Source organism: Cedecea sp. VD22, assembly GCF_037150195.1.
In the GTDB taxonomy this organism is placed as follows: domain Bacteria; phylum Pseudomonadota; class Gammaproteobacteria; order Enterobacterales; family Enterobacteriaceae; genus Cedecea.
The window spans coordinates 24,131-48,131 of record NZ_JBBCPX010000012.1 but is presented as its reverse complement, the minus strand read 5'-3'; the positions used below and the strand labels follow the sequence as shown (position 1 = coordinate 48,131).

The 24,001-nt window shown below is 55.5% G+C and carries 21 protein-coding genes; 6 read left to right on the top strand and 15 right to left on the bottom strand.

The window, feature by feature from the left end; all coding sequences use genetic code 11:
- Positions 1-137 precede the first annotated feature (137 nt).
- The 3 genes from WFK85_RS18250 to dnaB form a co-directional block, all read right to left on the bottom strand.
- Positions 138-1,331 carry an aromatic amino acid transaminase gene (locus WFK85_RS18250; protein ID WP_166993074.1) on the bottom strand — a complete coding sequence of 398 codons (1,194 nt, stop codon included), beginning with the start codon at positions 1,329-1,331 and terminating at the stop codon, positions 138-140.
- Positions 1,332-1,389: 58 nt separating this feature from the next.
- Entirely contained in the window at positions 1,390-2,469 is a 1,080-nt protein-coding gene (gene alr / locus WFK85_RS18245) for an alanine racemase (RefSeq protein WP_336709050.1), read from the bottom strand.
- 163 nt (positions 2,470-2,632) lie between these two features.
- A complete protein-coding gene (gene dnaB, locus WFK85_RS18240; RefSeq protein WP_008455821.1) occupies positions 2,633-4,039 on the bottom strand; it encodes a replicative DNA helicase in 1,407 nt (468 codons plus the stop codon).
- A gap of 79 nt (positions 4,040-4,118) precedes the next feature.
- On the opposite strand from dnaB, the gene WFK85_RS18235 reads away from it, so the two are divergent.
- Positions 4,119-5,102: an NADPH:quinone reductase gene (locus WFK85_RS18235; RefSeq protein ID WP_166993068.1), complete on the top strand. Its 984-nt coding sequence runs from the start codon at positions 4,119-4,121 to the stop codon at positions 5,100-5,102.
- A 208-nt stretch (positions 5,103-5,310) separates the two neighbouring features.
- On the opposite strand, the gene dusA is transcribed toward WFK85_RS18235, so the two are convergent.
- The 3 genes from dusA to WFK85_RS18220 all read right to left on the bottom strand — a co-directional run bounded on the left by dusA (position 5,311) and on the right by WFK85_RS18220 (position 8,383).
- Positions 5,311-6,315: a tRNA dihydrouridine(20/20a) synthase DusA gene (gene dusA, locus WFK85_RS18230; RefSeq protein ID WP_336709051.1), complete on the bottom strand. Its 1,005-nt coding sequence runs from the start codon at positions 6,313-6,315 to the stop codon at positions 5,311-5,313.
- An 85-nt stretch (positions 6,316-6,400) separates the two neighbouring features.
- The gene (locus WFK85_RS18225; RefSeq protein WP_166993062.1) at positions 6,401-7,708 is read right to left on the bottom strand and encodes a conjugal transfer protein TraF; all 1,308 of its coding nucleotides are present in this window, start codon (positions 7,706-7,708) and stop codon (positions 6,401-6,403) included.
- A gap of 171 nt (positions 7,709-7,879) precedes the next feature.
- Positions 7,880-8,383 carry a cupin domain-containing protein gene (locus tag WFK85_RS18220; protein ID WP_008455830.1) on the bottom strand — a complete coding sequence of 168 codons (504 nt, stop codon included), beginning with the start codon at positions 8,381-8,383 and terminating at the stop codon, positions 7,880-7,882.
- Positions 8,384-8,478: 95 nt separating this feature from the next.
- Between WFK85_RS18220 and zur the strand changes: the two genes are divergently transcribed.
- Positions 8,479-8,991: a zinc uptake transcriptional repressor Zur gene (gene zur / locus WFK85_RS18215; protein ID WP_008455832.1), complete on the top strand. Its 513-nt coding sequence runs from the start codon at positions 8,479-8,481 to the stop codon at positions 8,989-8,991.
- A gap of 75 nt (positions 8,992-9,066) precedes the next feature.
- On the opposite strand, the gene WFK85_RS18210 is transcribed toward zur, so the two are convergent.
- From WFK85_RS18210 to WFK85_RS18195, 4 genes are all read right to left on the bottom strand, one after another.
- The gene (locus WFK85_RS18210; RefSeq protein WP_008455833.1) at positions 9,067-9,276 is read right to left on the bottom strand and encodes a CsbD family protein; all 210 of its coding nucleotides are present in this window, start codon (positions 9,274-9,276) and stop codon (positions 9,067-9,069) included.
- 235 nt (positions 9,277-9,511) lie between these two features.
- On the bottom strand, positions 9,512-10,846 hold the full coding sequence (gene dinF / locus WFK85_RS18205) for an MATE family efflux transporter DinF (RefSeq protein ID WP_336709052.1): 1,335 nt from the start codon (positions 10,844-10,846) through the stop codon (positions 9,512-9,514).
- Positions 10,847-10,923: 77 nt separating this feature from the next.
- On the bottom strand, positions 10,924-11,532 hold the full coding sequence (lexA, locus tag WFK85_RS18200; protein WP_008455837.1) for a transcriptional repressor LexA: 609 nt from the start codon (positions 11,530-11,532) through the stop codon (positions 10,924-10,926).
- 109 nt (positions 11,533-11,641) lie between these two features.
- Entirely contained in the window at positions 11,642-12,010 is a 369-nt protein-coding gene (locus tag WFK85_RS18195; protein ID WP_008455840.1) for a diacylglycerol kinase, read from the bottom strand.
- Positions 12,011-12,141: 131 nt separating this feature from the next.
- Here WFK85_RS18195 and plsB point away from each other — a divergent pair, with 131 nt between their 5' ends.
- A complete protein-coding gene (plsB, locus tag WFK85_RS18190) occupies positions 12,142-14,571 on the top strand; it encodes a glycerol-3-phosphate 1-O-acyltransferase PlsB (protein ID WP_008455842.1) in 2,430 nt (809 codons plus the stop codon).
- Positions 14,572-14,632: 61 nt separating this feature from the next.
- Here plsB and ubiA read toward each other — a convergent pair whose 3' ends face one another.
- The 5 genes from ubiA to malK form a co-directional block, all read right to left on the bottom strand.
- Entirely contained in the window at positions 14,633-15,505 is an 873-nt protein-coding gene (gene ubiA, locus WFK85_RS18185; RefSeq protein ID WP_008455843.1) for a 4-hydroxybenzoate octaprenyltransferase, read from the bottom strand.
- Positions 15,505-16,014, bottom strand: coding sequence for a chorismate lyase (gene ubiC, locus WFK85_RS18180; protein ID WP_008455844.1), 510 nt, complete (start codon positions 16,012-16,014; stop codon positions 15,505-15,507). Before ubiC ends, ubiA begins: the two co-directional genes overlap by 1 nt.
- A gap of 189 nt (positions 16,015-16,203) precedes the next feature.
- A complete protein-coding gene (gene malM / locus WFK85_RS18175) occupies positions 16,204-17,166 on the bottom strand; it encodes a maltose operon protein MalM (RefSeq protein WP_336709053.1) in 963 nt (320 codons plus the stop codon).
- 99 nt (positions 17,167-17,265) lie between these two features.
- Positions 17,266-18,588, bottom strand: coding sequence for a maltoporin (locus tag WFK85_RS18170; RefSeq protein WP_336709054.1), 1,323 nt, complete (start codon positions 18,586-18,588; stop codon positions 17,266-17,268).
- A 42-nt stretch (positions 18,589-18,630) separates the two neighbouring features.
- Positions 18,631-19,740 carry a maltose/maltodextrin ABC transporter ATP-binding protein MalK gene (gene malK / locus WFK85_RS18165; RefSeq protein ID WP_008455848.1) on the bottom strand — a complete coding sequence of 370 codons (1,110 nt, stop codon included), beginning with the start codon at positions 19,738-19,740 and terminating at the stop codon, positions 18,631-18,633.
- Between the two features lie 374 nt (positions 19,741-20,114).
- Between malK and malE the strand changes: the two genes are divergently transcribed.
- From malE to malG, 3 genes are all read left to right on the top strand, one after another.
- Positions 20,115-21,305, top strand: coding sequence for a maltose/maltodextrin ABC transporter substrate-binding protein MalE (gene malE, locus WFK85_RS18160; RefSeq protein WP_008455851.1), 1,191 nt, complete (start codon positions 20,115-20,117; stop codon positions 21,303-21,305).
- Positions 21,306-21,463: 158 nt separating this feature from the next.
- Positions 21,464-23,008, top strand: a complete 1,545-nt coding sequence (malF, locus tag WFK85_RS18155) for a maltose ABC transporter permease MalF (RefSeq protein WP_336709055.1) — start codon at positions 21,464-21,466, stop codon at positions 23,006-23,008.
- Positions 23,009-23,019: 11 nt separating this feature from the next.
- Positions 23,020-23,910: a maltose ABC transporter permease MalG gene (gene malG / locus WFK85_RS18150; protein WP_008455854.1), complete on the top strand. Its 891-nt coding sequence runs from the start codon at positions 23,020-23,022 to the stop codon at positions 23,908-23,910.
- Positions 23,911-24,001 lie beyond the last annotated feature (91 nt).

Sequence of the window (24,001 nt, the reverse complement as noted above, 5' to 3'; positions counted from 1 at the left end):
GGGACCGATCGACAAAGATTTTTTTCAGTTTTATGTCAGAGAAAATAGGCAGGGTCACAGAATAGAGCAGGAATTTCCTCTCCCAAACGGGAGAGGAAAAAGAGAACATGCGGTAACTAAATAAAGTTGGCGAGCACTTACATCACTGCAGCGAACGCCTGCGCCACGCGCTGAACGTTGCTGTGATTAAGCCCGGCAACGCAGATACGACCGCTGGTGAGCAGGTAAATGCCAAACTCATCACGCAGGCGGTCGGCCTGAGCCGCGCTTAGCCCGGTGTAGCTAAACATGCCGCGCTGTTTCACCAGGTAGTCAAAGTTGCGCCCCGGCACAGCTTTAGTCAGCACTTCCACCAGCACCTGGCGCATTTCCAGAATACGCACGCGCATGGTTTCCACTTCCGCAATCCAGCTTGCTTTCAGCTTCTCGTCATTCAGAACGGTCGCCACAACCTGCGCCCCAAAGTTCGGCGGGCTGGAGTAGTTGCGGCGCACGGTAGCTTTGAGCTGACCTAGCACTCGCCCTGCGGCATCGCTGTTTTCGCAAACTACGGAAAGCCCGCCCACGCGTTCGCCATAGAGAGAGAAGATTTTAGAGAAGGAATTGCTGACCAGCATCGGCTGCCCGGAGGAGGCGATGGCGCGGATGGCATAGGCATCCTGCTCCATGCCCGCGCCAAAGCCCTGATAGGCGATGTCGAGGAACGGGATCAGGTTGCGTGCTTTAAGAATTTCCGTGACGGCATCCCACTGGCTGTCGGTGAGATCCGAGCCGGTTGGGTTGTGGCAGCAAGGGTGCAGCAGCACGATGCTAAGTTCAGGCAGCGTATTCAGTTTTTCCAGCAGCGCCTCAAAGCGCACGCCGTTGGTTGCGCTGTCGAACCACGGGTAAGTATTCACGGTGAAACCCGCGCCTTCAAAGATGGCGACGTGGTTTTCCCAGGTTGGATCGCTGACCCACACCTGTGAATCAGGGAAATAGGTTTTCAGGAAGTCAGCGCCAATTTTTAAGGCACCGGACCCCCCGAGCGTTTGCACGGTGGCAATGCGACCTTCCACCAGCGCCGGGTGGTTAGCACCAAACAGCAGCGGCGCGATGGCGCTGCGATAGCTGTTCAGGCCCTCCATCGGTAAATAGAGAGAGGCGCCGTGAGCCTGCGCGTTCAGGCGAGCTTCTGCTTCTGCCACGGCCTGTAACTGCGGGATCACCCCGTCTTCATTGTAATAGAGGCCGATGCTGAGGTTGACCTTGTCGCTGCGCGGATCGACTTTAAAGCGTTCCATGAGGGAAAGGATCGGGTCGCCAGCATAGGCGTCAACTTTTTGAAACACGGTGAGGTTCTCCTGGTTTACAGTTCGCGGATTTCCACTGTAAACCAGGCGAGGACACTCAGTCCAGATACTTCATTGTTACCCTTGAAGTCAGGCGAGTGATAAGTTCGTAAGCACTTACATTCGAATATTCGGCGATGCGTTCGACCGGCAAACCTTCCCCCCACAGCACTGCGCTATCACCCGGTTTATCGGCGGCATCCGGGCCTAAATCGACGCAAATCATGTCCATGGCAACGCGCCCCACAATGGGCACTTCGCGACCATTGATCAGCACCGGCGTGCCGGACGGCGCGCTGCGCGGGTAACCATCGCCGTAGCCCATAGCCACCACGCCAAGGCAGGTGTCACGCTCGGCAGTCCAGGTCCCACCGTAGCCGACCGGCTCCCCGGCTTTATGGCCGCGAACCGCGATCAGGCTTGAGATTAAAGACATCACCGGCTGGAAACCAAAGTCTTCACCCCACGGCTTTTGTTCCAGCGGCGAAACGCCGTACAGGATGATGCCGGGGCGAACCCAGTCCATATGCGAGTCGGGCCACAGCAGAATGCCGCCCGAGGCGGCGATAGAGCGCTGCCCCGGCTTGCCTGCAGTGAAAGAATTAAAGATATCGAGCTGGCGCGGGGTGGCGTCGGACTCCGGCTCATCGGCACGGGCAAAGTGGCTCACCACGTTTACCGGCTGGCTGACGTTTTTGCAGGCGGCCAGGCGCTGATAGAAAGCTTCGGCCTCTTCCGGGCGCACGCCGAGGCGGTGCATCCCGGTGTCCAGCTTCATCCAGATGGTGATGGGCTGGCTGAGATCGGCCTGCTCTAACGCTTCCAGCTGTTGAATGCTGTGGATCGCCGTCTGGAAGTTCTGGGCGGCAATCGTCGGCAAGTCTTCAGGATTGAAGAACCCTTCCAGCAGCAGAACGGGTTTAGTGATGCCACCTTCCCGCAGGCGCAGGGCTTCTTCGAGGCGGGCCACGCCGAAGGCATCGGCGTTTTCTAAGGTGCGGGCGGTCTCCAGCAGACCATGCCCATAGGCGTTTGCTTTCACGACTGCCACCAGGCGACTGTTCGGAGCCAGTTCGCGGAGGCGTTGCAGGTTGTGTCGCAGAGCGCGGCGGTTAATGACGACGGTTGCCGCTTGCATGTTCGTTCCTTGCTCAGTGTTTGGATTAAATGCTACCCATCCTCTAAATCATTCAGGTCACAGCAAGGCGGCAAAATAACTCAGCCCAATGAGCTTACTAAAGTAAGTGGTTCGGGTAAGAGTGCAGCCCACGCCGCTGTGGCTTGAAGGATGACGAGGATTTTTATTCTTCGTCGTACTGCGGCCCGGCATAGTTATCGAAGCGTGACCACTGGCCGTTAAAGGTCAGGCGTACGGTACCGATCGGGCCGTTACGCTGCTTACCGATGATGATTTCCGCGATACCTTTCAGGTCGCTGTTTTCGTGGTAAACCTCGTCGCGATAGATAAACATGATCAAGTCGGCATCCTGCTCGATGGACCCAGATTCACGCAGGTCAGAGTTGACCGGGCGTTTGTCGGCGCGCTGTTCCAGGGAGCGGTTAAGCTGCGACAGCGCCACCACCGGAACCTGAAGTTCTTTTGCCAGCGCCTTGAGCGAGCGGGAAATCTCGGCGATCTCCAGCGTACGGTTGTCGGACAGCGACGGCACGCGCATCAGCTGCAGGTAGTCAATCATGATCATGCTTAAACCTTCATGCTCACGGTAGATACGGCGGGCACGGGAGCGCACTTCGGTTGGCGTCAGGCCAGAAGAGTCATCGATGTACATGTTGCGCTTCTCGAGCAAAATGCCCATGGTGCTGGAGATACGCGCCCAGTCCTCATCGTCCAGCTGGCCGGTACGGATTCGGGTCTGGTCCACGCGCGACAGCGACGCCAGCATACGCATCATGATCTGCTCGCCGGGCATTTCGAGGCTGAAAATCAGTACCGGTTTGTCCTGCAGCATGGCGGCGTTTTCGCACAGGTTCATCGCAAAAGTGGTTTTACCCATCGACGGACGAGCGGCCACGATAATCAGGTCAGAGCGCTGGAGGCCCGCTGTTTTCTTGTTCAGATCCTGGTAGCCGGTATCCACCCCCGTGACGCCGTCGTGCGGCGTCTGGTAGAGGGACTCAATTCGGGAAACCGTGGCTTCCAGGATCTGGTCGATGCTTTTCGGGCCTTCATCTTTGTTAGCGCGGTTTTCGGCAATCTGGAAAACGCGGGATTCTGCCAGATCCAGCAAATCTTCACTGGTGCGCCCCTGCGGGTCGTAGCCGGCATCGGCAATTTCATTGGCGACCGCAATCATTTCACGCACAACCGCACGTTCGCGCACGATATCCGCGTAAGCGCTGATGTTCGCCGCACTTGGCGTGTTTTTAGAGAGTTCCGCGAGATAAGCAAAACCACCGACGCTCTCGAGCTGCCCCTGGAGCTCCAGGGATTCAGAAAGCGTAATCAGGTCGATGGGTTTGCTCATTTCGAGCAGGCGCTGCATTTCGGTAAAGATCATGCGGTGCGGACGGCTGAAGAAGTCGTTAGCGACCACGCGCTCGGCGACGTTGTCCCAGCGTTCGTTATCCAGCATTAAACCGCCCAACACCGACTGCTCCGCCTCAAGCGAGTGCGGCGGCATCTTCAGCCCTTCTACCTGACGGTCGCGGGGTTCTTTCGGTTTGTTGAAGGGTTTATTTCCTGCCATAGTGAGGGAGCTACCAAATTCATAGTGAGAGACCGGGAAGTATAACCATTCTTGTCACTCTTCGACACAAGGAGTTTCCATGGCAACGCGCATCGAATTTAGCCAACACGGCGGGCCAGAAGTATTGAAAGCCGTTGAGTTTACGCCGAAAGATCCGGCGGAGAACGAAGTTCAGGTTGAGAATAAAGCGATAGGTATTAACTACATTGATACCTATATCCGCAGCGGGCTCTATCCGCCACCGGCGCTCCCGAGCGGGCTGGGTACCGAAGCGGCTGGCGTTGTCAACAAGGTCGGCAGCAAAGTCACTCACCTGAAGGTTGGCGATCGCGTTGTTTACGCGCAGTCTGGCCTGGGCGCATACAGCAGCGTTCACAATGCGCCAGCCGATAAAGTCGCTAAAATCCCGGATGCTATCTCTTTCGAACAGGCAGCAGCTTCTTTCCTGAAAGGCCTGACCGTGTTTTACCTGCTGCGTAAAACCTACGAAATTAAAGCCAATGAAACCTTCCTGTTCCACGCGGCGGCGGGCGGCGTGGGCTTAATTGCCTGCCAGTGGGCGAAAGCGCTGGGCGCCAAACTGATTGGTACCGTCGGTTCAGCACAAAAGGCCGATCGCGCTTTGCAGGCCGGGGCGTGGCAAACCATCAACTATCAGCACGAAAATATCTCTGAGCGCGTCAAAGAGCTGACCGGCGGCAAGAAAGTGGCAGTCGTGTATGACTCCGTCGGGAAAGAGACCTGGGAAGCGTCGCTGGATTGCCTGCAGCGCCGTGGGCTAATGGTGAGCTTTGGTAACTCTTCCGGGCCGGTGACCGGCGTGAACCTGGGCATTCTGAACCAGAAGGGATCGCTGTACGTGACTCGCCCTTCTCTGAACGGCTATCTCACCACCCGCGCCGAGTTCGATGAAGCCTGCCATGAGTTGTTTTCGCTGATCGCCAGCGGCGCGATTAAGGTGGATGTCGCGGAAAACCAGAAATTTGCGCTGAAGGATGCGGTGCTTGCACACCAGACGCTGGAGAGCCGTGCCACGCAGGGTTCAAGCCTGTTAATTCCGTAACCCACTCAAAATTCAGAAAGAATTAGGGCTTCCCGGAGGAAGCCCTTTCTTTTTTGTTCGTGCTGTATGTAGGGTACAGCGCGATGAATTCTTGTTACTGCGAAAGGATAGTCGCAGATTTAATAAGTAAAAGAAATGACGCCACCGGGATTAAGTTCAGGCTTGTGATCGGCTCCGCAATACCTGAATTCTCCCGGTGGCCTTAAGGCTAAAGCTGACGCTTATCGGCAACCAAAGACAGCGCGTGTTCAACCACTTCAATGCCTGCCCCGGCTTTATGAGCGTTTTCGCTTAAGTAACGGCGCCACTGACGCGCGCCCGGTATTCCCTGGAATAAACCAAGCATATGCCGAGTTACATGGCCCAGGTAGGTGCCGTTTGCCAGTTCGCGTTCAATGTATGGATACATCGCTCGCACCACGGCAACGGGATCGCTGTCCGCAACATCTGCCCCGAAAATTTCGCGGTCAACCGTCTTCAGCAAGCCCGGGTTTTGGTAAGCCTCGCGCCCGACCATCACGCCATCGAGATGCTCGAGGTGGGTTTTCGCTTCTTCCAGCGTCTTAATCCCGCCGTTAATCGCCATGGTGAGCTGCGGGAAATCACGCTTGAGCTGGTACACGCGCGGGTAATCCAGCGGTGGAATTTCACGGTTTTCTTTTGGGCTCAGGCCAGAGAGCCAGGCTTTACGCGCGTGGATGATAAACATCTCGCATTCGCCCTTGCCTGCCACAGTGCCAATGAAATCGCAGAGAAATTCGTAGCTGTCCTGATCATCAATGCCGATGCGGGTTTTTACCGTCACCGGAATAGAAACCACATCGCGCATCGCTTTAATACAATCGGCAACCAGCTGCGTTTCACCCATCAGGCAAGCACCAAAGCGCCCGTTCTGCACCCGGTCAGACGGGCAGCCCACGTTCAGGTTAATTTCATCGTAGCCGCGCGCTTCGGCGAGTTTCGCACAGTGTGCCAGCGCCTGAGGATCACTGCCGCCAAGCTGCAGCGCAATCGGATGTTCTTCTTCGCTATAGGCCAGATAGTCCCCTTTACCGTGGATGATCGCCCCGGTGGTCACCATTTCGGTGTACAGCAGCGTGTGGCGGGACAGCTGACGCAGGAAATAGCGGCAGTGGCGATCTGTCCAGTCGAGCATCGGCGCAATGGAGAAACGGTGCGGCTGGAAAGGAGTCTGGTTGCTTTGTGAGGACATACGTTTACGCAGGCTACGATTAAAAAAGGGTCGCTACTATAGCATAAAGCAGCGCCGGGGCATCAGGCTGCCCCGGCATTCAGCATCAGAAGGCCACGCTCAACTGCGCCCCCGCGCCCCAGGTTTGGTCTTCGCCGTACAGGCCCATCAAATCGATATTGACGTGTTTGCCTGCCGCGAACCCCACCCCGCCGGTAAAGACGTTGCTGTCATTGCTTTTCACATCCGCACGATAGCCGGCACGCAACGCCAGCCAGGAAAGCGGCCTCACCTCAGCGCCAACACCCACATACTGAGAGTTGGCTTCGCTTTTAAAGCCTTTGGTTTCGGTCAGATCGCCGTCCGCGCTCAGGGTCACCAGCTCGTTATGCCAGGCTACCCCGGCGGTCACCAGCGGGCTGATTTGCCAGGTATCTTTGTAGTTCCGTACTTCGCCGGTACGCCCGTTAATGATGCGAATATCTTTCGTGTCGATATCGCGGGACACCAGGTTCTGGCCGCTCAGGCCGACTGTCCAGTTCTCGCCAAAATCGGCCGCCACGCCTGCGTCAAGGTTGAATCCAGTGTCATCGTTGCGGTACTGACTGTTCTTCCAGTCGCCGCTGCGATAGTCGTAAATGGACGTGGTGTAGTTATACAGCCAGGTCTTCTGCAGCTTAGGCGTGACGCCAACTGACACCGGCACGCCGCCAACGTCAAACTTGTGGGCAAGAGCAATCCCATAATCAGAAACAATGGCCGCGCGACCGGAAGCGGTTGAGTTCAGGTTACGGGTAATCTGACCGGAACCATTTTGCAGCGCATCAAACGCCACCTCTCCCGCTACCGCGCTGGAGTTTTGGATACTTCGCAGGTAATTGATGTCGTTCTGATCGATATCAGAGCTGACTTTCGCTCGGGCGTAAGCTTTAGTGACGAAAGCCACGGAGAGAGTGTCATTTGGGATGCTAACCGCAATCCCCGCGGCGGCTTTGGCCCTTGCCGTATCGCCCCGCAAATCTTCGAGTTCCCCTGCTAAATCTCCTGCTGCGCTGCGAAACTGATTTAACGTTCCGTTCGGATTAAAAAGAATATCCCGCAGCGTCAACGACCCAATAGATTGTTTATAGTTATCAACTTTGTCGCTGATGCCGTCGATGCGATCCTGAAGGTTGTCTTTATCCGTTATTTGCGCCCCGACAGACGGTAAAATAACGGTAATATTGTCGTCTGGTTTGGACCGGGCTAATAGCGCCGGGTTGATTAATACGCCGCTGCCATAATTAGCCGAAGCCACGCCGGTGCCCCCCATCGCATCGTTTCGCGCTTCGGACCAGGTCCCTGCTGCCCCGGCCTGATGGGCAATAAAGAAGGTTGCGGCGAGTGTCGCCACCGAAGATTTTATTTTATTCATTCACAGCACGCCTGTCTGATTGTCAGATGAAGTAATTCGCCCCTGACAGTTATGACTGAACAGAGGCAGACTATTGCTGTGAATAGCGCGATAAAAAGATGGATATTTGAACCATCAGGATCCCAGATATATCCTTAGGGTTAACGTCTTATTGTTTCCATGCTAATTAATTTATAGTTTACCCTTCGGCTTTCGTGAAGGAAGACCGTTGTGCGGGCCAAAGAATTGAGGCGGATGATCTATCCAACGATCCTGCCGCTGCACGGCATAAGACTGATTTAGCGGGTAATAAATTTTATTTTCGGCTTTATTGGCTTCACCTACGACTAATAGCCGCACATCCTGTTCGGTATTATTAATAAAGGTATGGCAAATGCCGGTTCCGGCAGGAAATCCCACGCTATCGCCCGGCTCGAGCGCCCAAAGATGACCGTTGATCCACACTTCGGGGTGCCCTTCGAGCACATACGCAAACTCTTCTTCGCTGCTTTCCGCGTGGGGATAAGAGGTTCTGCGGCCCGGAGGAATACGCTCATGGTGAATCCCAAGGCGGGTTAAACCGAAATTACGGGCCAGAGGAGCGCCAATAGAAAACAGCTCCGCGCTGTCCGGGTAAGTTGCGTCATCCTCGCCTTCCAGCTCGCGCCAGTGACGAATACAATCAGGTTTTTGCATCACTTCCTCCTGGGTAGATAGGGTCAGTATGTACCAGGATTCGGCGTTTTATCCGCATTATGGTAAAGTATTGCGTCAATGACCGGGAGAGGCTGATGGATACCACAACTTCGCAAAACGTGTTAGCTCAGGCTGAAAAGCTCTGCCTGCAACGCAATGTACGCCTGACGCCACAGCGTCTCGAGGTTTTGCGCCTGATGGCCGAGCAAACCGGGGCCATCAGCGCTTATGATCTGCTGGATCTCCTGCGCGTTAGCGAGCCACAGGCTAAGCCTCCAACGGTTTATCGCGCGCTGGATTTTCTGCTGGAGCAGGGTTTTGTGCACCGCGTGGAATCCAACAACAGTTACGTGTTGTGTAATTTTATCGATCATCCAACCCACTCTTCCGCCATGTTTATCTGCGACAGATGTGGGGCCGTGAAAGAGCAGGCCGCTCAGGGTGTGGAAGATATTATGCAGAAACTGGCGTCCAAAATGGGGTTTGCCCTGCGCCATAACGTGATTGAAGCCCACGGATTGTGCGCTGATTGCTCGGAAGTTGAAGCCTGTAGCCACCACGGCGCCTGCGATCACGATCATTCAGTGCAGCCGAAGAAAAAGCGTTAAGAGGGAGTGGTACATCCCTGTACCCGGGCAGGATTGGTCTTACTTACTGATTAGCACATTTGAGGGTCCGCCAGATTACCAGCGGTAATTGCTCCCGGACTCCCAGTCCTTCACTTCTTTCTCTGCCTGGTCTTTGGCGTAGCCATAGCGTTCCTGGATTTTACCCACTAGCTGGTCACGCTTCCCTTCGATGACGGTCATATCGTCATCGGTCAGCTTACCCCATTTCTCTTTGATCGTGCCTTTGAACTGCTTCCAGTTACCGCCGATTTCGTCCTTATTCATCATCATCTCCTCATCGTTCGGTTTAGATTTTCGCATCCGGGCTGCAGGATGCTGACTTTCTGGAACACACCCACTGTCTGCTGGATGTAAAGGTAATTGTAGACAAGGATTCCGAGTTACATTTAAAACTCAGAATCTTTAACCATTCTTAAAAGCGATGGAACGCTGATTCCTCGTCTTAGAAACGAGAAATCAGCACGACAGGAGCAGGGTTAACGAAGGCCAGGAGGTTCGATCAATGGCCGCCCGATGTAGCGAACCAGGTGTTATTACGCCAGTGGCGCCGCCAGATGACGCCCAGCGACAGGCCACGCAAGGCCAGAAACACCGCCAGAGACAGCCACAGGGCGTGGTTACCCCACAAAGGCAGCGTAAACATCGTCACGCCAAAGCCCAGCGCCGCAACCGCCATGCTGTTACGCATTTCGGCACCCCGCGTCGCGCCGATAAACATACCGTCCAGCAGGTAACACCAAACGCCCACGACCGGCAAAACAACCTGCCAGGCAAGGTAATGATTTGCCAGAACACGAAGCTCCGGCAGGGAGGTAAGCAGCGCGACAATTTGCTCCCCAGCAAAAGCATAAATAGCGGCAAATGCTATCGCAACCAGCCCCGCCTGCCTGCACGCAGCCCCCCAAACTTCGAGCAACTGCCCACGGTTACGCGCCCCGTAAGCCTGCCCTGAATGGGCTTCTACGGCGTAAGCAAAACCGTCCAGCGCATAGGCGGTAAAGGTCAACAGCGTCATCAGCACGGCGTTAACGGCAACAATTTCGCTGCCGAGACGCGCACCAAAAATGGTGATTGAAGCAAAGCAAATTTGCAGCAGCAGCGAACGCAGCATGATATCGCGGTTAAGGGCCAGCAGCTTGCTTAAGTCCCCTTGCCAGGCCGTTTTGAGACGAGCCCAACTGATGCCCCGCAGCTTCAGTACCTTCCGCACCATCACCAGGCCGATGATAAACGTCGCATATTCGGACACCGCCGTGGCCAGCGCCGCCCCCTGCACGTTCATGTGCAGCCCCATCACCAGCCAGAGGTCGAGCACGATATTAATCAAATTGCCGACGACCAACAGGATGACCGGCGCCCGCGCATACTGAACGCCCAACAACCAGCCTAACAGCACGAGGTTAGCCAGTGAGGCCGGGGCGCTAAGCCAGCGGATCTCCAGGAACCGCCTTGCCTGATACAACACCTCGTCATTGCCGCCAACAACGTGCAGCGCAAGGTTGATCAGTGGATAACGCAGGACCACGATAGCCAGCCCGGCTATCATCGCCAACATCAGGGGTTGAACCAGTGCGCGCGCCAGCCGCTGTGGATCGTTCGCACCAAACGCCTGTGCCGTTAACCCGGTGGTGCTCATGCGCAGAAAAAGCAGCAGCATAAAGAGGAAACTGGTCGCCGTGGCGCCGATAGCTACCCCGCCAAGATAGGTCGGGCTATCAAGATGGCCAATGACCGCCGTATCGACCAGGCCCAGTAACGGAACGGTGATATTGGAAAAAATCATCGGCAGCGCAAGCCGCCACAGCGCACCATCCGTTGACGAAAAGAATCGCATGGGAATGATCCAGAGGAAAAAAGAGAGGTGTTTAAGGCAGGTGGCACGGCAGAGTTACCGCACCACCGGAAGAGGTGTTACAGCCATTCACCGTTGCGGATCACCCCGACGGCCAGGCCTTCAATGCTAAAATTCTGCTCGCGAAGATCGACCACAATAGGCTGGAATTCGCTGTTTTCCGGCAGCAGGTGCACGGTATTGCCCTGCTTTTTCAGGCGTTTTACGGTCACTTCATCGTCGATACGCGCGACAACGACCTGGCCATTACGCACGTCCTGGGTTTTGTGAACGGCTAATAAATCACCGTCCATGATGCCGATATCTTTCATCGACATGCCGCTGACGCGCAGCAGGAAATCGGCATTCGGCTTGAACAGAGAAGGGTCAACCTGGTAGTGGCCTTCGATGTGCTGTTGCGCCAGCAGCGGCTCACCGGCGGCAACACGGCCCACCAGCGGCAGGCCATTTTCTTCTTCAACCAGCAGACGAATGCCGCGTGATGCACCAGAAACAATCTCGATGGCACCTTTACGTGCCAGCGCTTTAAGATGCTCTTCCGCGGCGTTTGGAGAACGGAACCCCAGACGTTGTGCAATTTCGGCGCGCGTAGGTGGCATGCCGGTCTGGTTGATATGATCCCGAATGAGATCAAACACCTCTTGCTGCCTGGTAGTTAGTGCTTTCATTCCGCCCCCTGGGTGTTTATACAGTTATGCTGTGAGTATATACAGCCCCGGGCGATTTTGAAACCACAAATTAAGCAAAAAACCAGCGACTTAAACTGTTCTGGAAGGGCTATCGCAAATGTGACCAAAGCAAGGTGGCCCAGGTTGCAACCGCAAGGATAATCGCTATCAATACGGCGGCGGAACCCATATCTTTGGCTCGCCCTGAAAGCTCGTGGTACTCGGTGCCGACACGGTCAACCAGCGCTTCAATGGCGCTGTTGAGGATTTCGACAATCATCACCAAAACAACCGAGCCAATCAGTAAAATACGCGTGATGGGGTCCACGTCCAGCCAGCAGGCGATGATGATAGCGATGACCGCCGCTACACCCTCCTGACGAAAGGCGGCTTCGTTGATCCAGGCCGCACGCAACCCCTTCCACGAGTAGCCTGCAGCCTTAATAATGCGGGTGATGCCGGTGGTATTATTCGCCATTCAAGGAAACCTTTTTAAATATTGAGCGTCAATGCTCACTGAGTCTAAATCGCAGCGCCACAGAAATTCCCCAGAGTTTCTGATATCCTTGCGGCGCATTTGCATTATTAACCTGAGGCTTTACATCATTTATGTCAGGCTGGCCAAGAATTTACTACAAATTACTGAATTTACCATTAAGCGTTCTGGTAAAGAGCAAGTCTATCCCGGCGGATCCCCAAACCGAACTCGGTCTGGACCCTTCACGCCCCATCATGTACGTCCTGCCCTACAATTCTAAGGCAGACTTACTGACGCTGCGTGCCCAATGTCTGGATCACGATCTGCCCGACCCGCTGGAACCTCTGGAAATTGACGGCGTACTGCTGCCGCGCTACGTGTTTATCCACGGCGGGCCGCGCGTCTTCACCTATTACACGCCAAAAGAAGAGTCGGTAAAACTGTTCCACGATTATCTGGATCTGCACCGCAGCAATCCCGATCTCGATGTACAGATGGTGCCGGTTTCCGTGATGTTCGGCCGCTCGCCAGGGCGCGAAAAAGGGGAAATCAACCCGCCTTTACGCACGCTGAACGGCGTCCAGAAATTCTTTGCGGTTTCCTGGCTGGGTCGCGATAGCTTCGTGCGTTTCTCGCCGCCGGTTTCGCTTCGCCGCATGGCAACCGAACACGGCACGGACAAGATTATTGCCCAAAAATTGGCTCGCGTGGCGCGCACTCACTTTGCCCGCCAGCGCCTGGCCGCCGTTGGCCCGCGCCTGCCGGTCCGCCAGGATCTCTTCAACAAGCTGCTGGCGTCAAAAGCGATTGCCCGCGCGGTAGAAGATGAAGCCCGCAGCAAGAAAATCTCCCACGAAAAAGCGCAGCAAAATGCCGTCGCGCTGATGGAAGAGATTGCCGCGAACTTCTCCTACGAAGCCGTACGTCTGACGGACCGCGTTTTAGGTTTAACCTGGAACCGCCTCTATCAGGGCATTAACGTGCATAACGCCGAACGCGTGCGTCAGCTTGCCCATGATGGCCACGAAATCGTCTATGTGCCCTGCCACCGCAGCCACATGGACTATTTGCTGCTTTCCTACGTGCTTTATCACCAGGGGCTGGTTCCGCCGCACATTGCCGCCGGGATCAACCTGAACTTCTGGCCAGCCGGCCCGATTTTCCGCCGCCTGGGCGCGTTCTTTATTCGCCGTACCTTCAAGGGCAACAAGCTTTACTCCACGGTATTCCGCGAATATCTGGGCGAGCTGTTCAGCCGCGGCTATTCCGTTGAATACTTTGTCGAGGGTGGCCGCTCCCGTACCGGCCGTTTGCTGGATCCTAAGACTGGCACGCTGTCGATGACCATTCAGGCCATGCTACGTGGCGGCACCCGCCCGATCACTCTGGTGCCGATTTACATCGGGTACGAGCACGTCATGGAAGTGGGCACTTACGCGAAAGAGCTACGCGGTGCGACCAAAGAAAAAGAGAGCTTCATGCAGATGGTGCGCGGCCTGAGTAAGCTGCGCAACCTCGGCCAGGGTTACGTTAACTTCGGCGAACCGCTGCCGCTGATGACCTACCTGAACCAGCATGTTCCGGAATGGAAAGACTCTATCGATCCGATAGAAGCAATTCGCCCGGCCTGGCTGACGCCAACGGTGAATGATATCGCTGCCGATATCATGGTGCGTATCAACAACGCAGGGGCCGCTAACGCCATGAACCTGTGCTGTACCGCGCTGCTTGCTTCACGCCAGCGTTCGCTGACCCGTGAACAGCTTACCGAACAGCTCGACTGCTACCTGAACCTGCTGCGTAACGTGCCGTATTCTCCGGATGCCACCGCACCAACGGTTTCCGCTGACGCGCTGATCGACCACGCGCTGCAGATGAACAAGTTCGAGGTGGAGAAAGACACCATCGGTGACATCATCATTCTGCCGCGCGAGCAGGCCGTGCTGATGACCTATTACCGCAACAACATCATGCACATGCTGGTGCTGCCGTCGCTGATGGCGTCCATCATCACTCAGCATCGCCACATCTCGCGCGCAGAGCTGCTGCGTCAGATAGAAGTTGTTTACCCGATGCTGAAAGCCGAGCTGTTCCTGCGTTGGGAAAAAAGCGAGCTGGGCAGAGAAATTGATGCGCTGATCGCGGAGATGGAGCGTCAGGATCTGGTCATGGTTGTCGGTGACGAAGTGCAGATCAACCCTCACCGTTCACGCACTCTGCAGCTTCTGGCGGCGGGCGTGCGCGAGACAATCCAGCGGTATGCCATCACCTTCTGGCAGTTGAGCGCCAACCCGTCGATCAACCGCGGAACGCTGGAACGCGAAAGCCGCACGGTGGCGCAGCGACTGTCCGTTCTGCACGGCATTAACGCCCCGGAATTCTTTGATAAAGCGGTCTTTACCTCGCTGGTGCTTACCCTGCGCGATGAAGGCTATATCAGCGATACCGGTGATGCAGACGCGACCGAAACCATCAAGGTTTACCAGATGCTGGCCGATCTTGTGACCTCGGACGTACGTCTGACGATTGAGAGCTCCGCTTCCCAGGACGCGGTTTCTTAATTCAGCAGAAACGAAAAAGGCGGGTGATTAACCCGCCTTTTTTTATTGCCTGAAGACTGACTCAGAAATGCAGGTAGCTCAACGCCAGGCCCAGGAACAGCACCAGCCCGACATAGTTATTGTTCATAAACGCTTTAAAGCAGCCTTCGCGCTCGCGTTTGGCGATCAGCTTCTGCTGGTGCACAAACAGCCCGCCCGCCAGCAAAATTGACCAGTAGAACGTGCCACCCAGCCCATTGAGCCAGCCCACAACGCCCATCAACAGCATGGTGGCGATTTGCAGCAGGCCGATGATCAGCTTATCGTTGCGGCCAAACAGGATCGCCGTCGACTTAATGCCAATCTTCAGGTCGTCGTCGCGGTCGACCATCGCATACTGCGTGTCGTACGCCACAGTCCAGCAAATGTTAGCGAGGAACATCAGCCAGCAGCTTAACGGCACCGATTCGCTGGCGGCGGCAAATGCCATAGGAATGGACCAGCCAAAAGCCGCACCCAGCACCACCTGAGGCAAATGGGTATAGCGCTTCATAAACGGATACACCCATGCCAGCGCCAGGCCGGCCACGGACAGCAAGATCGTCATGGTGTTGAGCGTCAGCACCAGCAGGAAAGCCAGGCCCACCAGCACCGCGAATAGCGCCTTCGCTTCTTTCTCAGAAACTGCGCCACTGGGCAGCGGGCGCTGCGCGGTACGCTTTACGTGACCATCAAATTTACGGTCGGCATAATCGTTCACCACGCAGCCCGCGGCGCGCATCAGCCAGACGCCAGCGATAAAAACAACCAGATTCAGCAGCGAGGGTAAGCCCGGGGTGGCCACCCACAGCGCCCACAGCGTGGGCCATAGCAGCAACAAAGCGCCAATGGGCTTATCGGTACGCATTAACCGGTGATAAGCCAGCAGTTTTCCCTGCTTAAGACTCCACTCCATTATTTTTCCTCTTCGTACAGCGGAGATGCCGGCAGGAACAGTTCGGTCAGCAACAAAGGCTTACCGGAAAGTCTCAGTCGGGAACGACGTCCCCACAGTTCGGCGCTGCGGCCAATCTCAATATAGTCACGCGTCAGGGTTGATGAACTAAAAAGGTAGCGCCCGAGCGGCGTATCGCCAAGCTTTTGCAAAGCCAGCTCAGGGCCATCAAGCGTGCTTTCAGGCACCACGGTGCGCCCCAGCAGCCAGGGTTCATCATCCCCGCAGAGGATAATTTCCCGCAGCCAGTAACGCGCAGAGGCAGGTAATAAATCGGCTTCGGGCAAATCATTGCCAGCAGGGACAAAACCTTCGCGCACGATGCGGACGGTGACTTTTTGGCAGTGCTGTTCGAAGCGTTTAGTCATCGAATCTTCCAGCAATAACCAGTCGAGATAAGCGGAGCTAAGCCCTTGCGGGACCTCCGTGTAGAAATTCAGGGCGCGCAACGGCGACAGCGCGTCGGACATGGGAATACTCTCCGATACATAACCTGATGGCATTGTAACGCAGAACATCTCTGTGCGGGCAGACAATGGCAACACACGCGGCAAATACCGCAACAATTGAGCAACAGCAACTTAAAGTTTTTAGGCTACAGAAAAAAAGGTGCGCCTGAGCGCACCAATACTTCAAGCATCAGCAACGTGGGGAAATGGTTACCCCTTGCCTTTTACACTGCTGATAAAAGTTTTACGGGCGGAGGTGGAACCCAGACGCTCGGCTTCATTCAGCAGTTTCAGGGCTTTATCAATGTCGCCTTTATCCACCGCCTGTTTAATGGCGCGGTTAAAATAGCTTTCCGTATCATTGAGCATTGGCTCGCTTTTCGCGGCAGGCGCCGGAGCTGGCGCTGCCACTGGTGCTGGTGCTGGTGCTGGTGCAGCGGCCGGTGCAGAGTAGGCCGTCGGTGGCGCTACGTTACCGACCACAACAGGTTTGGTATCGGATCCACCAAAGATCTTACCGATCATGATGTTGCCGCTGTTTTGTTCGGTTTTCAGCTTCACCGTCAGGGTACCTTGCCCACTGTGGCTAGCAATCGGATCGGCCACATCAGGAATGGCGTTGCTTGCCCCTTCAGCATAAAGCTTCGCCGGGTTGATCATGCGGGTCGTTTCCGTCAGATCGTGTTTCGTGGTGTACACCAGCATGTAGATCTGTTTCTGCCCCATCATAGGGGTCAGTTTCATGACGTTTTCCAGACGGTTGCCGGAGGTCATGCCCGGTTTCTGGTACTGGAAGTAACTGCTCGGGAAGAAAGCAGAAGGCTGCATCTGCCCGTCGAGAATCAGAACGTTTGGCGCATAAACGCTCAGGTCTTTAACCACGCTGGACAACGTGATTTCCAGTGAGCCCTGATCCGCTGGCAGCACGAAGGCGGCCACACTCCCGGTGAGCTCTCCGACATTAATGCTGGCCGAAGAGGCGCTCAGCACCACGTCCTGGCTGACGGCAGGTATCAACGGAACCCATGGCAGGCTTTGTAATTTGTCCGCAGGAATAGACGGTGCGGTAGAGACATTCTGTGGGTTAATCGCCGTGTTGGCGGCAAAAGAAGCCGGCACGGACGATAGGCCCAGAACGGGAAGCAGGCAAAGCGCAAGAAGATGTTTTTTCATTGTTTTATCCTCGAAGCGAACCCGCCTCCTTCAGGCAAAAAAGAGACGGGTCAGGCATGTGAAACTGGCGGGCGCTAAGCACCCGCGCAGTGGGTTAACTTACCACCAGGCTTCCATCTGAATACCGAAGGTCACTTCGCTATCGTTGCCACGGCTAAAGGTACGGGCGCTGGTATCGCTGAAAGCAATGCCGGATGGCGTGCCAGCTACGTAGTTAGCATCGCTGGCGTCACTGGAAGAGTAACCCCACTTCTCATCCCACTTGGCGTAGGTCGCGAAGACGCGAATAGCCGGACGAGACCAGATGCTGTTGCCCGCCTGCCACTGTTGCGCCAGGGTGATTTTGTACTGATTGTTGCTCTTGTCGGTCAGCTGAGACTTCACGTTGTCGTAGCCAACTTCCATCAAGGTGCTCATGATTGGCGTCCATTTGTACATAGGACGAACACCCACGGTCCACCATTTGGTGCCGTTGTTATCATCGCGGTTGATATCCTGGTACATACCCACATACATCAGGCCCCAGGTATCGTTGAAGTCGATAGCCCCGTGGTCAATGACGCGCAGCATTTTGCCATCGTTGTTTCTGGAAGTATCCGGACGACCGGTACCGTTGGTCTGCGCCATGGCGTTGGTGCCGTACTGCACCACAAATTTGTTCAGGCTGGTGCCGAGGAAGGTCTGGGTATGCTCTACGGTTCCCAACCAACCATTTTTAGTCGCATCCTGCTCAACAAAATCGTAGTGCTTGGTGGTGTTTGCACGGCCGTAGTCAAAACCAACTTCCAGAGAACCGCCCGGGTTAACTTGCATCTGGCCTAAACGAATATCAAAGATATCGTTCGCCAGGTCTTTATTTTTGGTAGAACCGTTGATAAAGGCCTCTGAACCACCGGCTTCACCGTTACGGGTTGCGGCCAGGGAGAGTTTACCGAAGCCCAGATCGATATCTTCGATACCGCCGCCAGGGCCTGAGATATCCCAGTAGTAGAAGTCGATCATGTGCACGTCATGGCGTTTGTAATAACGCTTACCTGCCCAAATGTTCGCGCCCGGCAGCGCGTCGATCAGGTTTTTACCCACGACGTTCATCTGGCGTACACGCGGGCCGCCGTCGGTGTCTTCAACGTCGTTCAGCTGGCTGGTGGCATAGCCAATCATGGTGTCAACGTAGAAGCTTTTTTCACCTTCTTGCCAAACTTGCTGACCTAACTCAACTTCAGCATAAGTTTCACATTCGTTACCCAGACGGTATTTAGAACCGGCACCTGTCGCTTTAAAACACTGCTGCTCGCCGCCGCTGCCTGTCCAGCCAATACCAGAACGTGCATAGCCCTTGAAGTCAACAGCGCCGGCCTGTGCAGACACGATGCCTGCAATCACGGCGACCGCCAGTGGGAGTTTGCGCAGAGTAATCATCATTCTATCTCCTGAGATCATTGCTTTTCTTTTTTATGGGAATGCTTAAACGCCGGGCTCTTGATGCAACCGACGACATGCGGTGCCATCTTCTCGGAACAGATGACAGCGCTCTGGCGGCAGGCCAATAGCGAATGTGGCACCCTCTTTTACCAACACCACGTCGTTCTGGCGGTAAACCAGGTTTTGACGAATGGCGGGGATTTGGATGTGAATCTGAGTCTCATGTCCCAACTGCTCAACGACCTGCACTTCCCCTTCAAGGGTGACATCAGCAATGTCGCTCGGCAGCAGGTGTTCCGGGCGAATGCCAAGTGACATATTGGCCCCCACCTGAACGTTGCGGCTTTCCACCGGCAGCCAGACATGCTGACGGTTAGGCAATTCCACCTGCACCTGATCAATGGCCGTCGCGGTCACTTTTACCGGCAGGAAGTTCATTTTTGGCGACCCGATAAAGCCCGCCACAAAGCGGTCTGCCGGGTAGTGATACAGTTCTAGCGGTTTCCCGACCTGCGCAATCCGGCCGGCATCCAGCACGACGATTTTGTCGGCCAGGGTCATCGCCTCAATCTGGTCGTGGGTCACGTAAATCATCGTGCGGCCCAGGCGCTTGTGCAGGCGGGAGATCTCAATGCGCATCTGCACGCGCAGCGCGGCATCCAGGTTGGAAAGCGGCTCATCCAGCAGGAACACTCGCGGCTCCGCCACCAGGGTTCGGCCAATCGCGACGCGCTGACGTTGCCCACCGGACAGCGCCTTAGGGCGGCGCTCCAACAAATGCGCGAGCTGTAAGGTTTCGGAAACCTGATTCACGCGCTGGTTGATCTCGTCTTTTTTTGCCCCGGCAAGCTTCAGGCCAAAGGACATGTTTTCGGCGACGGAGAGATGGGGATAGAGGGCGTATGACTGAAAGACCATGCCCACGCCACGCTCGGCGGGAGGGGTGTCATTCATCCGTTTTTCACCAATCAGCAGCTCGCCGCTGGTGATGGTTTCAAGGCCTGCAATCATTCGCAGCAGCGTTGATTTACCGCAGCCAGATGGCCCGACAAAAACCACAAACTCTCCCTCATTGATGTCGAGATTGATGTCTTTCGACACCACCACGTCACCCCAGGCTTTTGTTACGTTCCGTAGCTGCACGCTCGCCATTACCACTCCCTCATTACTGCCGCCTGCCGTCGGACAGGTGATTCAAGATGTGTCCGACTATGAGGGATAGCTACATTTGGTAAATCCTCCGCCCTATGGCTTTTTTATGGGGGAGGAGGCGGGAGGATGAGAGCGTGGTATCTGCAACCGGTTGCAGGCGGCACAAGGGATTTTCGTGATCGCGGCTTCAGTTTTCGCTGCGTTTTTATGTGCGCCAGGACACATAACGCTGAGTTATGCAAAGTGGATCACAGATAACTGCCCAGGGGCGTAGAGCAAAGGAGGATGAGAAGCGCTTGCCATCTCCGCAGACTTAGCACCGTGAATCTGCACTCCCCTATGAAGCGCACACCACCACTCAAAAGGATGGGAACATGAAAATGAAAACCGGCGCCCGCGTTCTCGCTTTGTCAGCCCTGGCAACGATGATGCTTTCCGCCTCTGCACTGGCAAAAATCGAAGAAGGCAAACTGGTCATCTGGATTAACGGCGATAAGGGCTACAACGGCCTGGCCGAAGTCGGTAAGAAGTTTGAGAAAGATACCGGTATTAAAGTCACCATTGAACATCCTGATAAGCTTGAAGAAAAATTCCCACAGGTGGCGGCAACCGGCGATGGCCCGGACATTATCTTCTGGGCTCACGACCGCTTCGGTGGCTATGCGCAGTCCGGCCTTTTGGCCGAAATCACCCCTGACAAAGCCTTCCAGGACAAACTCTATCCGTTTACCTGGGATGCCGTACGTTACAACGGCAAATTCATCGCTTACCCGATTGCGGTAGAGGCGCTGTCGCTGATTTATAACAAAGACCTGGTTCCAAACCCGCCGAAAACCTGGGAGGAGATCCCCGCCCTGGATAAAGAGCTGAAGGCCAAAGGTAAGAGCGCGCTGATGTTCAACCTGCAGGAACCTTACTTCACCTGGCCGCTAATTGCGGCAGACGGCGGGTATGCCTTCAAGTTCGAAAACGGCAAATATGATGTGAAAGATGTGGGCGTAGACAGCGCGGGGGCAAAAGCCGGCCTGAGCTTCCTGGTCGATATGATCAAGAACAAGCAGATGAACGCCGACACCGACTACTCCATTGCCGAAGCCGCGTTTAACAAAGGCGACACGGCGATGACGATCAACGGCCCGTGGGCCTGGTCCAATATCGATAAGAGCAAAATCAACTACGGCGTGACGCTGCTGCCTACCTTTAAAGGCAAGCCGTCTAAACCGTTTGTCGGCGTCCTGAGCGCCGGTATCAACGCCGCCAGCCCGAATAAAGAACTGGCGAAAGAGTTCCTTGAGAACTACCTGTTGACCGACCAGGGTCTGGCGGATGTGAACAAGGACAAACCGCTCGGTGCCGTGGCGCTGAAATCGTTCCAGGAGCAGTTGGCGAAAGATCCACGTATTGCCGCCACCATGAATAACGCCCAGAAGGGCGAGATTATGCCTAATATTCCTCAGATGTCTGCCTTCTGGTATGCCGTACGCACCGCGGTTATCAACGCCGTTAGCGGCCGCCAGACCGTTGATGCGGCGCTGAAGGATGCTCAGGGACGTATCACTAAGTAAATCTTGCCCCTCACCCCGGCCCTCTCCCACTGGGGAGACGGAATTCGGATTGAGCCCGCTCCCCCGCTAGAGTGAGAAAACAGGCCCTTTCTGTCCCCTCTCCCCCTTGGGGAGAGGGTTAGGGTGAGGGGAAATAACACGCTGTAGAGGAACACCCCATGGATGCAGTTAAAAAGAGCCGCTGGTGGCAAAGCGAGGGACTGAAATGGTCACTCATCGGGGCATTAGGCCTGCTGGTTGGCTATCTTGTGGTTTTAATGTACGCCCAGGGGGAGTACCTGTTCGCCATAATGACGCTGATTTTAAGCTCACTTGGCCTCTATATTTTTGCTAACCGTAAGGCATACGCCTGGCGCTACGTTTATCCCGGCATGGCCGGCATGGGGCTGTTCGTCCTCTTCCCGCTGATCTGCACTATCGCTATCGCTTTTACCAACTACAGCAGCACCAACCAGCTGACGTTTGAACGCGCGCAGCAGGTGCTGATGGACCGCCAGTACCAGGCAGGCAAAACGTTCAACTTTGGCCTTTACCCAGACGGCAATGAATGGACGTTAGCGCTCACCGACGGGGAAAGCGGGAAAAACTATGTCTCGGACAAGTTTACCTTTGGTGGTGAACAAAAAATCCAGCTGAAAGAAGCCGATGCGTTGCCAACCGGCGAGCGCGGCAACCTGCGCGTGATCACCCAAAACCGCCAGGCGCTGAGCCAAATAACCGCTGTGTTGCCGGATGAAAGTAAGGTGGTGATGAGCTCGCTTCGCCAGTTTTCCGGCACACGCCCGCTCTACACTTTGACGGAAAACGGCGAGCTGACCAATAACCAGACCAGCGTAAAATACGCCCCGAACGACCATATTGGTTTTTACGAGTCGGTAAACGCCGACGGCAGCTGGGCCGGAGAACAGCTAAGCCCGGGCTATACGGTCACTATCGGCTGGAAAAACTTCCTGCGCGTTTTCCACGATGACGGGATCCAAAAACCGTTCCTGGCTATCTTCGTCTGGACGGTGATTTTCTCGGTGCTGACGGTGATTCTTACCGTCGCGGTGGGGATGGTGCTGGCCTGCGTAGTGCAGTGGGAAGCGCTCAAAGGCAAGGCGGCTTATCGCCTGTTGTTAATTCTGCCCTACGCCGTGCCTTCGTTTATTTCCATTTTGATTTTCAAAGGCTTATTCAACCAAAGCTTTGGCGAAATCAATATGATGCTGAGCGCACTGTTCGGCATTAAGCCCGCCTGGTTCAGCGACCCAACCACCGCTCGCTCAATGATCATCATCGTCAATACCTGGCTGGGTTATCCCTACATGATGATTCTGTGCATGGGGCTGCTGAAAGCGATTCCTGACGATCTTTATGAGGCGTCGGCAATGGACGGCGCGGGCCCGTTCCAGAACTTCTTTAAAATAACGCTCCCGCTGCTGATTAAGCCGCTCACGCCGCTGATGATTGCCAGCTTCGCCTTTAACTTTAACAACTTTGTTCTGATTCAGCTGCTGACCAACGGCGGCCCGGACAGACTCGGGACGACCACGCCAGCGGGATATACCGACCTGCTGGTGAGCTACACCTACCGCATCGCCTTTGAAGGCGGCGGCGGTCAGGACTTTGGCCTGGCTGCAGCTATCGCAACGCTTATCTTCCTGCTGGTGGGCGGCCTTGCGATTGTGAACCTGAAAGCCACCCGCATGAAGTTTGATTAAGGAGACCGACGATGGCCATGGTGCAACCCAAATCTCAAAAGCTGCGTCTGTTTCTCACGCACTTTCTGCTGCTGCTGTTTATCGCGGCAATCATGTTCCCGCTGCTGATGGTCATCGCCATCTCGCTGCGTCCGGGTAACTTTGCCACCGGGAGCCTGATCCCGGACCAGGTTTCATGGGAACACTGGAAGCTGGCGCTTGGCTTTAGCGTTGAGCACGCGGACGGTCGCGTCACGCCGCCACCGTTCCCGGTGCTGCTCTGGCTGTGGAACTCGATAAAAATTGCCGGGATCACGGCGATAGGTATCGTTACCCTTTCTACAACCTGCGCCTACGCTTTTGCCCGTATGCGTTTCCCCGGCAAAGCCACGCTGCTGAAAGGGATGCTGATTTTCCAGATGTTCCCGGCGGTGCTGTCTCTGGTGGCGCTGTATGCCCTGTTTGATCGCCTGGGCCAGTACATTCCGTTTATTGGTCTGAACACGCACGGTGGGGTGATCTTTGCGTATTTAGGCGGGATAGCGCTACACGTCTGGACGATTAAGGGCTATTTCGAAACGATTGATGGCTCGCTGGAAGAGGCTGCCGCGCTGGATGGCGCGACGCCGTGGCAGGCATTCCGTCTGGTGCTGCTGCCGCTGTCGGTACCGATTCTGGCCGTGGTCTTTATTCTGTCGTTTATTGCCGCGATTACCGAGGTGCCGGTGGCTTCGCTGCTGCTGCGCGACGTGGACAGCTACACGCTGGCCGTGGGGATGCAGCAATACCTTAACCCGCAGAACTACCTGTGGGGCGATTTTGCCGCCGCGGCGGTGCTCTCCGCGATACCGATTACCGTTGTGTTCCTGCTGGCCCAGCGCTGGCTGGTGAGCGGCCTGACCGCTGGCGGGGTGAAAGGTTAACGTTTATCCCTGAAGTCATTTGCTTCATCTTTATGCCATACCACTGCAACCCTCACTTTGACCTTAGCACTTTATTCAGGCGGCCCAAGGG

Coding starts and splice junctions, on each gene's coding strand:
- WFK85_RS18220 (WP_008455830.1), bottom strand. CDS start 8,383: ATGCAAAAACCTGATTGTATTCGTCACTGGCGCGAGCTGGAAGGCGAG.
- malE (WP_008455851.1), top strand. CDS start 20,115: ATGAAAATGAAAACCGGCGCCCGCGTTCTCGCTTTGTCAGCCCTGGCA.
- dnaB (WP_008455821.1), bottom strand. CDS start 4,039: ATGGCAGGAAATAAACCCTTCAACAAACCGAAAGAACCCCGCGACCGT.
- dinF (WP_336709052.1), bottom strand. CDS start 10,846: ATGCGATTCTTTTCGTCAACGGATGGTGCGCTGTGGCGGCTTGCGCTG.
- WFK85_RS18195 (WP_008455840.1), bottom strand. CDS start 12,010: ATGGCGAATAATACCACCGGCATCACCCGCATTATTAAGGCTGCAGGC.
- dusA (WP_336709051.1), bottom strand. CDS start 6,315: ATGTCCTCACAAAGCAACCAGACTCCTTTCCAGCCGCACCGTTTCTCC.
- WFK85_RS18225 (WP_166993062.1), bottom strand. CDS start 7,708: ATGAATAAAATAAAATCTTCGGTGGCGACACTCGCCGCAACCTTCTTT.
- malG (WP_008455854.1), top strand. CDS start 23,020: ATGGCCATGGTGCAACCCAAATCTCAAAAGCTGCGTCTGTTTCTCACG.
- ubiC (WP_008455844.1), bottom strand. CDS start 16,014: ATGTCCGACGCGCTGTCGCCGTTGCGCGCCCTGAATTTCTACACGGAG.
- alr (WP_336709050.1), bottom strand. CDS start 2,469: ATGCAAGCGGCAACCGTCGTCATTAACCGCCGCGCTCTGCGACACAAC.
- ubiA (WP_008455843.1), bottom strand. CDS start 15,505: ATGGAGTGGAGTCTTAAGCAGGGAAAACTGCTGGCTTATCACCGGTTA.
- WFK85_RS18170 (WP_336709054.1), bottom strand. CDS start 18,588: ATGATGATTACTCTGCGCAAACTCCCACTGGCGGTCGCCGTGATTGCA.
- lexA (WP_008455837.1), bottom strand. CDS start 11,532: ATGAAAGCACTAACTACCAGGCAGCAAGAGGTGTTTGATCTCATTCGG.
- malF (WP_336709055.1), top strand. CDS start 21,464: ATGGATGCAGTTAAAAAGAGCCGCTGGTGGCAAAGCGAGGGACTGAAA.
- WFK85_RS18210 (WP_008455833.1), bottom strand. CDS start 9,276: ATGAATAAGGACGAAATCGGCGGTAACTGGAAGCAGTTCAAAGGCACG.
- WFK85_RS18235 (WP_166993068.1), top strand. CDS start 4,119: ATGGCAACGCGCATCGAATTTAGCCAACACGGCGGGCCAGAAGTATTG.
- malM (WP_336709053.1), bottom strand. CDS start 17,166: ATGAAAAAACATCTTCTTGCGCTTTGCCTGCTTCCCGTTCTGGGCCTA.
- zur (WP_008455832.1), top strand. CDS start 8,479: ATGGATACCACAACTTCGCAAAACGTGTTAGCTCAGGCTGAAAAGCTC.
- malK (WP_008455848.1), bottom strand. CDS start 19,740: ATGGCGAGCGTGCAGCTACGGAACGTAACAAAAGCCTGGGGTGACGTG.
- plsB (WP_008455842.1), top strand. CDS start 12,142: ATGTCAGGCTGGCCAAGAATTTACTACAAATTACTGAATTTACCATTA.